Annotated in this window: 6 protein-coding genes; 4 read left to right on the forward strand and 2 right to left on the reverse strand. The window is 64.8% G+C overall.

What is annotated here, in order from left to right; all coding sequences use genetic code 11:
- Positions 1–141: 141 nt before the first annotated feature.
- Both QSK17_RS35330 and QSK17_RS35335 read right to left on the reverse strand, forming a co-directional pair.
- Positions 142–3,309: a glycosyl hydrolase family 95 catalytic domain-containing protein gene (locus tag QSK17_RS35330; RefSeq protein WP_285710976.1), complete on the reverse strand. Its 3,168-nt coding sequence runs from the start codon at positions 3,307–3,309 to the stop codon at positions 142–144.
- A gap of 229 nt (positions 3,310–3,538) precedes the next feature.
- Positions 3,539–5,743: an alpha-L-fucosidase gene (locus QSK17_RS35335; RefSeq protein ID WP_285710978.1), complete on the reverse strand. Its 2,205-nt coding sequence runs from the start codon at positions 5,741–5,743 to the stop codon at positions 3,539–3,541.
- Between the two features lie 622 nt (positions 5,744–6,365).
- Here QSK17_RS35335 and QSK17_RS35340 point away from each other — a divergent pair.
- The 4 genes from QSK17_RS35340 to QSK17_RS35355 all read left to right on the forward strand — a co-directional run bounded on the left by QSK17_RS35340 (position 6,366) and on the right by QSK17_RS35355 (position 8,945).
- Positions 6,366–6,593 carry a hypothetical protein gene (locus QSK17_RS35340; RefSeq protein WP_285710981.1) on the forward strand — a complete coding sequence of 76 codons (228 nt, stop codon included), beginning with the start codon at positions 6,366–6,368 and terminating at the stop codon, positions 6,591–6,593.
- Positions 6,594–6,840: 247 nt separating this feature from the next.
- Positions 6,841–7,842 carry a hypothetical protein gene (locus QSK17_RS35345; RefSeq protein WP_285710982.1) on the forward strand — a complete coding sequence of 334 codons (1,002 nt, stop codon included), beginning with the start codon at positions 6,841–6,843 and terminating at the stop codon, positions 7,840–7,842.
- 325 nt (positions 7,843–8,167) lie between these two features.
- Positions 8,168–8,599, forward strand: coding sequence for a hypothetical protein (locus QSK17_RS35350; RefSeq protein ID WP_285710984.1), 432 nt, complete (start codon positions 8,168–8,170; stop codon positions 8,597–8,599).
- Positions 8,600–8,690: 91 nt separating this feature from the next.
- Complete coding sequence (locus tag QSK17_RS35355) at positions 8,691–8,945, forward strand: tyrosine-type recombinase/integrase (protein ID WP_285710986.1); 255 nt, start codon at positions 8,691–8,693, stop codon at positions 8,943–8,945.
- Positions 8,946–9,143: the final 198 nt, after the last annotated feature.

Below are 9,143 nucleotides of genomic sequence, written 5' to 3' on the forward strand. Positions count from 1 at the left end.
GGACTTTCCGCGGGGCCCGGGAATGTCGGCCGTAGGCTCCGCTACGACCTCCTCCTCCGCCTTGCGATGCACCACCCTGGACACCGCTCCTTCCGGGCAAACCTTGCCGGTCACGGCACTAGAAATCCCGGCCCTGGGGCACTAGGGCCTGAACACCTGCACTTCGGCTAGTGCCAGGTAGTTGCTCGCAGTGAGTTGCACCCTGACGTAGCGGCCGGATTTACCGATGTTGATGCGGGTCGGGGTGCCGGCGGTCCCGGCGTATCGGAAGGCGTGTACTCCGGGCTGCTGCATTGTCGTCTCTAGCGACGCACTGGTGAACGGTGAGTCGGACACGAGGACGTAGAAGTCGCTGAGGCGCTCGGAGCAGCAGTCCGTGCGGTTCCACACCAGAATCTCCCCGATGTCCTGGGATACGCCCAGGTCAACCTGCCACCACGGTTGATTCTCGAGGTTCGTGTGGGTGACCGAAGTGTTGCTGAAGTCGCCGTTGGTGTTGCCGTCGACCGCACGGGAAGCCACTCCTCCTCCGGAGGGGTAGGTACTGGACTGTTCTGCGGGCTTACGGAGTGCGAGGTTCTCGCGAAGGACGTCGATGCGCGCCGGCGCCCGTACCGTCCACTCATCGGTGGAGACCACGCCTGCGATCTGGTAGCTCCCGTCGGCCGCGTCGCGCGGCACCGTCACGGTGAAGTCCAGAGCCGTGCTCTTTCCCGGCTTGAGTGGCATGGAGCGTCCTGTCATCGGCGCGACGGCCCAACCGTCGGGTACCTCGAGCCTCGTGACGGTCGTGGGGATGACCTGCCGATCCGCGGCCGACAACGTGACGGAGACCGGGACCTCGGAGCCGGGGGCGCGCGCGCCGTCCGGCGTTGCGGCGGCGACCGTCGCCTGGGCGACAATGCGGTACTCCTCGCCGGCCTTGGTTGGCAGCGTGAGGACGCCATTCTCGACGGTGTAGTCCGCCGGCTTACCGTTGCTGCGGTAGACGAATACCTTGCCGTTGAACATCTCGCTGCGCAGTTTGGCGGTCCCGCCCTTGTCAGACGCGATCCGGATGCTCGACGCGGAGCCGGATTGCCAGGTCACACCGACCGTGAACGCACCCCTGGCTCGGAGACCGTCGACCGAACCGTCCCTCCAGAAGTCCGGCAGCGCAGGCAGGATGTCAATCGTGCCTGCATGGCTCTGCAGGAGCATCTCGGCAACCCCAGCCGTGGCCCCGAAGTTGCCGTCGATCTGGAACGGACCGCAGCAGTTGTCCCAAAGATTCGTGAAGGTGTTGCTCTTGAGCAACGCCGACAGGTTCTTGTACGAGTTGTTCCCGTCGAGCAACCTGGCCCAGAAGTTGGCCTTCCATGCCTTGCTCCATCCGACTGCCTCCCCATCTCCGCGCGCCCGCAACGAGACGGCGGCCGCGTCCGCGTACTTGGGATCGTTCGCGGCCGCGATCTGCCGCCCCGGAAACAGGGCGAACAGGTGCGAGACGTGCCGGTGAGTGTTCTTGGGGTTGTCCCAGTCTTCCTTCCACTCCTGCAACTGACCCCACGAACCGATCCTCAGACCGGGATCGAGCCGTGCGAGGGTGTCGGCGAGCTCGGTGGTGAACTCGCTTGTGTCGCCGACGATCTTCGCTGCCTCGGTCGTGTTGGTCAGCAAATCCCACACGATCTGCTGGGACATCGACGCACCAGCGGAGAAGTCACCCTGCTCCGGCGAGTAACTCGGGTTCACAACCAACTTCCCGTCGCGTGGGTCCACGACAAGCTCGTCGATCCAGAACTGTGAGAGTGACTTGAACATCGGGTAGACACGGTCGCGCAGGAACTGCTCGTCTCGGGTGAACAGGTAATGCTCCCAGTAGTGCTGCGCCAGCCATGCGCCTGCCTCGGGGAACCAGAACGCGGTGTCCCAGTCGTGCACCCCGGTGAACCCGAAGGGATTGGTCTCGTTCTGCACGACCCAGCCCCGGTTGCCGAACATCTCCTTGGCGGTCACCTCGCCGGGGGCGACCATCGCGTCGACGTAGTCGAACAGCGGAGCCGTGGTTTCAGACAGGTTCGTGGTCTCGGCCGGCCAGTAGTTCATCTGCAGGTTGATGTTCACGTGGTAGTCGGCCGACCACGGGGGGGAAATGGAGTTATTCCACACCCCCTGCAGGTTCGCGGGCAGCGAGCCGCCACGTGACGACGCGATGAGGAGGTACCTGCCGTACTGGAAGTACAGGATCTCGAGCGCCTTGCGTGCTTCCGCCGACGCTGAGCCGTCACGGTAGCCCTTTAATAGATCATCGGTCGGGATCTGCGGCATCTGCTGGCCGACGTCAAGCCGTACGCGGTCAAACAGCGCGCGGTGGTCCGCGGTGTGCGCTGCCTTCAGCTGGTCGAACGACTTCGCGGCCGCGGCATCAATGCGACCGGTGACCGCATCATGCGGGTCCACGGTGCGGTACGTCGGATACTTCTCCGAGTAATCCGTCCCGGCGGCAAGCAGGAGGACGACCTCATCGGCATCCTTCACCGTCACCGAACCGTTGTCGTTGTCGGTCCGTTGGCCGCCGATGTTCAGGACCTGGATCTGTGACTCGAAGCGCAGACCGTTGTCCTTCAGCGCGCCGGCGAGAGTGATCTGGCCGTCCTTGGCGGTGATGGATTTGCTGCGGTTATCGGGTGCGGTGATGGCGGTGATGAAGCTGATGGACCCCGGCTTGTCTGCGATGAATCGCGCGACGATCACATCGTCGGCCGCGGAGGCGAAGTATTCGCGCGTGTAGCGAACCTCGTCGCTTCGGTAGGTGACGCTGGCAACGGCGTCGGCGATGTCGAGCGCGCGACGGTAGTCGCTGACTGTACTCGGAGCGTCGAGCTGGGTCAGCCGCAGCTCCCCGAACGTCTGGTAGGCGCCGAATCCGGCTTTCGGCTGGCCTAGTTTGCTCGCCACCCACGAGGGGCTGACTCGCTTGTCAGCGTTGATCTTGTCCTGGACTTCCTGTATTGCGTTCGGCCGTGGAGACTTCCAGTTGCCGAAGTTGTAGCCCTGGGCGGATCCCGGTCCACCCGTCCACAGGGTCTTCTCGTTGAACTGCAGCAGTTCGGTGCCCACACCCCCAAAGATGGTTGCGCCGAGGGCCCCACTGCCGATCGGTAATGACTGGGACTGCCAGTCTGTGGCAGGCTCGTCGTACCACAGCGTCATCCCACTGTGGTCGGCGTCCTGCGTCGATGCATCCGTCACCACCGTGAGTGCTGGCAGCGTGCTGGCCGATTGGCTCATTGCCGGCGCGGCGATCACCGTCGAACTGACCAGCACAGCGATAGATGAGACCCCGACTCCGAGCACGCGTCGCCGAGGCATGCGTGGGTTCCGCCTGAGTAACACTTCTCCTCCTTCAGTTGCGTTGGGTGATCGAGCCGACCACCGCAGCAGAGACGGCATGTATGTGGGTGCCACGCCGGTGCCTCCCGGCCCGTGTTGATCGGACCGGTGGCCTGAACGGATGGCGGGCGCCGCCTCAGGGACAGCGCCCGTCATCGTGCCGTCAGTCGCCCGACGGAGAGACCTGAACCTCGTTGATCGTCAGGTAGTTCGTGCCGGCGAGTTGGATCCGCACGTACCGCCCGGTCGCGTCGACCGACACCTTCGTGGGCCGGCCCGCCGGCGCGACCTGCAGCGTGCTCCACACGCCTGGCGCGGCCATCTCCTCGGCGGTGAGTGCGCGCTCCGGCAGCGGCACGTCGGACACCACCACGTGGTAGTTGGCCAGCCGCTCGGTGCAGCAGTCCGCGCGGTTCCAAACCGCGACCTCCCCGATGGGCTGGCTGCTTCCGAGGTCGACCTGCCACCAGGCGTTCTTCTCACTGTTGGTGTGGCTCATGTTGAGGTGGAGGCCGTCGGTGTCGCCGTCAACCGCCTTGGACGCCGAGAAGTCGCCGCCCGAACTCGGGAAGGTGCTGGACTGCACGGCCGGCTTGTTCAGCGCGATGTTGGGCTTCTTCAGCTCGAGCGCGGTCCGCGTGGTGAAGGTGGTGTTGCCCACCTTGGCGGTCACGACGATGTCGTGCTCGCCGAATGGCGCATCGGGCGCCACGCTGAGGTTGGTCCGGAACGTCTGCGAACCACCCCCCGGCAGCCCGTCGAGCTTGAAGGTGGACGATTCCACGGTGAAGCCGGCGGGGGCGTCGATGTGGACGCTGCCGCCCGGGTTCGGCTCGGCACCGCTGTTCGACACGGTCACCGTCATCGGCACCGTCCCCCCACGCTGGACCTGCTCGGTGACGCCACCGGTGAGACGCAGCTGCGGCATGCCGGGCGTGGAGATCTTGAAGGTGTAGGCATGCCGGCTCGCCGTCGCCTCCGCGCCTTCGGCCGGCATCTGAACGATCATGCGGCCGTTCTCCCGATGCCACGCGAGCGGGGCGGAGCTCTTCGCGCCGAGCAGCCTCACCTGGGTGCCCGGGTTCGCCGGGATGACGTCCGCGAGGTCCAACTGCTGCCCCGGCCAGTCGAACGCCGTGACGTAGACCGCGTTCTTCTTCGCCGTGAACCGCACCGGCACGTTCGCCGTCCGGTCTTCGAACTGGTTCCAGTAGGTACTGTCGTAGATCGCCTCGCCGTTGATGCGCAGCCAGTCGCCGATCTCGCGCAGCTTCGCCTGGTGATCGGCAGGGATCGTCCCGTCGGGCAACGGCGACATGTTCAGCAGCAGGTTGCCGTTCTTGCTCACCACGTCGACCAACTGCTCGACGAGTTCGTCTGCGGTCGGGACGTGGTAACCGGGCTTGTCCAGGTAGAACCAGGTGCCCATGGTCGCCGAGGTTTCCCACTTGAACGGCTGGATGTCTGACAGCACCACCTGCTCGGGGGTCAGGTAGTCCGGCTGGAGCCGGTCGGTGTGGGAGCCTTGGTCGGAAATGCGGCAGCGGTTGTTGACCACCACTTCCTTGGGGTGCTGCCGGCTCTTCGCCTGGTTGTAGTAGTGGGCGAGCGTCGGCATGAGGTTCCAGTACGCCGCGTTGTGCGTCCAGTCCCCGTCACACCAGATGAGGTCCGGGTCGTAGTTGTCGATGAGTTCCCGCATCTGCAGGTTGAGGAACTCGGGGTACTTCGCGAACGGCTTGTAGCCGGTGTAGGGGATCTGCGCCCCGGTGTAGGGGTTCGTCGGCTGCCGGCCGGTTTCCGCCGGGTTCAGCCACTCCCAGATCGAGTAGTAGGCCCCACGCTTGAGTTCCGGCGCGCGCTCCTTCGCCGCCGCGAACAGCTCGCCGGTGAGGTCACGGTGCGGTGGCTGCGCCACCGAGTTGCGGTCGGAGAACTGGCTGTCGAAGAGCGCGTAGCCGTCATGGTGCTTGGTCGTCAGCGCGAAGTACTTTGCGCCGGAGTCCTTGATCAGATCCACCCAGGCGTTCGCATCGAACTTGTCGGCGGTGAACCGGGGGAAGAAGTCGTCGTAGTTGAAATCCTTGCCGTAGGTGTCGCGGTGATGCTGCCAGGTGCTACTCCCCCGGCTGTTCATCTGGTACTGGTACCACTCGTCGTACGCCGGCACGGAGGTCGGCCCCCAGTGGATGAACACGCCGAACTTCGCGTCGTCGAACCAGGCCGGCGCCGTGTGCTGTGACAGGGACTGCCACGTGGGCTCGTAGTCCGGTTCGCCCTGGACCGCACTCGCCGGTGCCGCCACACCGACCAGCGGTGCGGCGCATAACGCGGCGAGCCCTGCTCGAAGCCATGATCCACGCTTCATGCGATCTCCCATTCGCGGACATCTAACGCGAACCACCTGGACGCGTCGGAGGAAATGCCGGCTCCCCGGTGCCCGAATGCGGAAGCTCCGGTTGCGGCATGTGTCGACGAGCCCGGATCGCGTCAGGTTTGCACCGACCCTAGAAGCTCTTCATAGATCGCACAAGATATAGGATCTACGTTTATTGCGGGCCAGTCACCGCAGCGGAGGTGACATGCGGGCGGCAATGCCATTCGCGACTCGGTCTGAGCTGGACCTTTACGCGGCTCACTCACACTCGCCGCCGGAGGCGAGAGCAAATGCGTTGTGTCGGCGGCCAGGCGAAGGCGCGGACGGTGGCGGCCACCTCGAAGACCTCGGGCAAACCGCCGTAGGCGTAAAGCCGATCGAGCGCGGGGTACCAGCCGAAGGCGCACGGCCAGTTTTACAACGGCTGGACATCACGTTGCGCGCCTCGCGCGGCAGGCGGCTCGCTCCCTCCGGACGCGTGAAAAGCACGTCCCGCCGGACACGCGCACGATGTGACCCAGATCACATGATCTTGTGACGTCGACGATCTGGTAATGGCTCTAACGCTCATGTAATGATCATTGTCAGTCAAGCGCGAGGAGTGTGATCACGCATGAAGATCCGTTTGAAGCGTACCTCCCGAGTAGTGTCAATCGCCGTCGCCATGGCCGCCACCGGCATCGTCCTCGGTTCGGGCGCGGCGTCGGCGCAGACCGTCGTCAAGACTTATCCGTACACCTCGGCGGGCGCTCGGTCCTGCCAGATCGACCTCAAGTTGGCCCCCGCTGGGTACTACTGCACCACGATCAGCAACCCCACGCGTTACGCGCTCGCGCACTGATCTGACGATCGCGAATGCCGCCCCGGATATCCGGAGGCGGCATTCGCCGTTTCTCGCGCCGACGGCCCCTGTCGCTGCCAACGGCGGACGACTTCCGGCGAACGACGGACCCGCTCGCCCCACCGGCCTCGTCACGCGTGTCGACCCCGGCCTGCGTCGCTCGTAGGGGCGTCCACGACCTGTCTCGGCCTGCGGTACCCGGCTCACCCGGTTCCGATAGAAGCGAGTCACCCCTAATCTTCCGGCTATGCAGGACATGATCCCCAGTCGCGGTGTTCGCCGTAGGACGCTGGTGCCACGTTCCGTGGCGCTGCTGGCGCCGATTCTCATGGCCGTTCTGTTCCCCGGCGTGGCGCGGGCGGCTGTCGATATCCGTCTGTCCGGGACCGACGTCGTGCTGCACGAACGGGCGAGCGATCCCATGGTCGTCACCTCGTACGGACTTGTCGAGAGGGGCCGCTCCATGCCGTACCTGCGGGAGTACGGAAAGAACCGGTTCTCGCCTATGCCAGCCCACTGGCGGGTCTCTGTCTCTCCCGGAGGTTCGCTGGCTCTTGAGTCAGCCGCCTTTCTTGATCAGTCCGGTTGTGAATGGTTCGATCTCGTGAGCCGACGGTTGGGCACGGTGCGCGCAATTCGGACGATCTGCCAGCCGTACAACGGCGGCATCTTCAACTGGTCCCGCGACGGGAAGCAGGCGGTTCAACTGGTCTTCAAAGTCCGCAAGAACATCTCGACCACTACGGGTTTCCTTATCATCGACGCCGTGAGCGCGACGAGTCGCTATGTCCCCCTGAAAAAGGCCTGGCGTCACGCCCACTTCGCGTGGACTCCCAACGGCAAGTACGTAGTCGAGTACGATCCCACCGACATCAAGCGCGGGATCCGCTTCCTACGGCCCGATGGAAAGCTCCATCGTGCAATGAAACGGGCGGGCACGCTGGCCGGCGGGGAGAACGCCTTCTCGCCCTCGGGTGATCGATTCGCAACATGGTGCACCGCCGACCGGGCTGCGGACATCTGCCTGTGGGACAGCGCATCCAGCAAGCCGAAAGGCGAACTCTGGGGCGGTGCCTTTGACTTGTACGGGTGGTGGGACGAGCGGCATCTCATCGTCCTGCAGAGGTCAGGCAAGGGCTACCAGTCCGTACTGATCGACCTGTCCGGCAGGCGCGTACGGGTCTTGGCGGATATCTCCTCCTCCGCCTACAAGGAAGACGAGGTCCAACTCAATTACAGTCGCAACTGAGCCAGACCCGATGTCACCACAAGGCTTCGAGTTCTCGACTCCGTCCCGAACCCTCTTGACCCCCAGGAAGTGGGGGTAGGCGTTCTTGCAGCTCAACAGGCTTCAGGGAGCGATGAACGACGTTTGGTGACGTGCGGGTCGTGCGGCTATGCGCATGACGTGTGGTCCCAACGTGGTCCCCAGGAGGTCCGCGTGGACGCCTCCGCCGCTCATCTGATTACTCGGTCGCTCAGGTCCTCGGCTAGACGCTACGCTCCCGGGGATCCACCACGGTGCAGCTCTGGTTCCGACGCCTCACGGGACACGGGCGGGGCAGGAGAGATTCATGGCGATGCCCAAGAAGGGCTCTCGGCTCATCACCGTGGCCGACGTGGTATTCCGGTGGCGCATCCGTCACAGGCCCACCTACTGCGAAGGCAACGGCTGGACTCCCCTCTCTTTCTCGGTGGAACACGCCACACAACCCGCTAATGTCCTCAAGGTCACCCTCCCCTGTGCCCGGCCCGACAACTGGCTCGGAGAGCGAGCCATCGCTGTACGCCCGGTCCTGGTGGAATCGACCATCCGACGTGCACTCGACAAGGGATGGGCGCCGGACCGCAGGGGCAGGCCTTTCCCCCTCGACATCACCGAAGATGAACTCCCGGACCTTCTCGGCGAGCCACCCAACTACGTCATCCCGTTCCTATGGGGCGTGATTCCTCTCGGCGGCGGAATCGAGGACCTTCCACGCGCCCGCCAGATCTGGCCGCAGTAGCTGATGCCGTACGAACGCCTGCGACGTAAAGGCCGGCAAACCGGGCAGCGCGACCGCGAGGCGGGACCGGCCGAAGAGCCGCACGCCCGCCGTGGCGAGGCGCGCGGCTCAGCCGGCTCAGGGACTGCATCAGCTTCGGCACTACTACGCGAGCGTCATGCTCACGGGTGGTGTCGCAATCAGGGAACTCGCTGAGTACCTGGGCCACGTTGATCCGGCCTTCACTCTCCGGGTCTACGCGCACATGCAGCCGGGCTCTCACGAGCGTGCCCGTAGGGCGATCGATGACCGCCTATTCCGGCCGCGCTCCGTCGCTGACGGAACAGGCACGGTACAGGGGGCCTAGACGTGACATCGCGGGAGACGGGACGACTAGCGAACGGGCAGTCCGCTGACCGCAGCGTTTGCTGCCGTTGGTGACTCTGCTGGCTAACTCGCGACACGCGGGTGTCGGGTCCGTGACCTGAGCTGTTATAGCCCGAGATCATGCCGTGCGCGGCCGTTCTCCCCTCATCCGGCCGCGGATGGAGTGGTCGGTGTCGAT

The sequence above is a fragment of the Microtetraspora sp. NBRC 16547 genome, from assembly GCF_030268965.1.
Taxonomy (GTDB): Bacteria; Actinomycetota; Actinomycetes; order Streptosporangiales; family Streptosporangiaceae; genus Microtetraspora.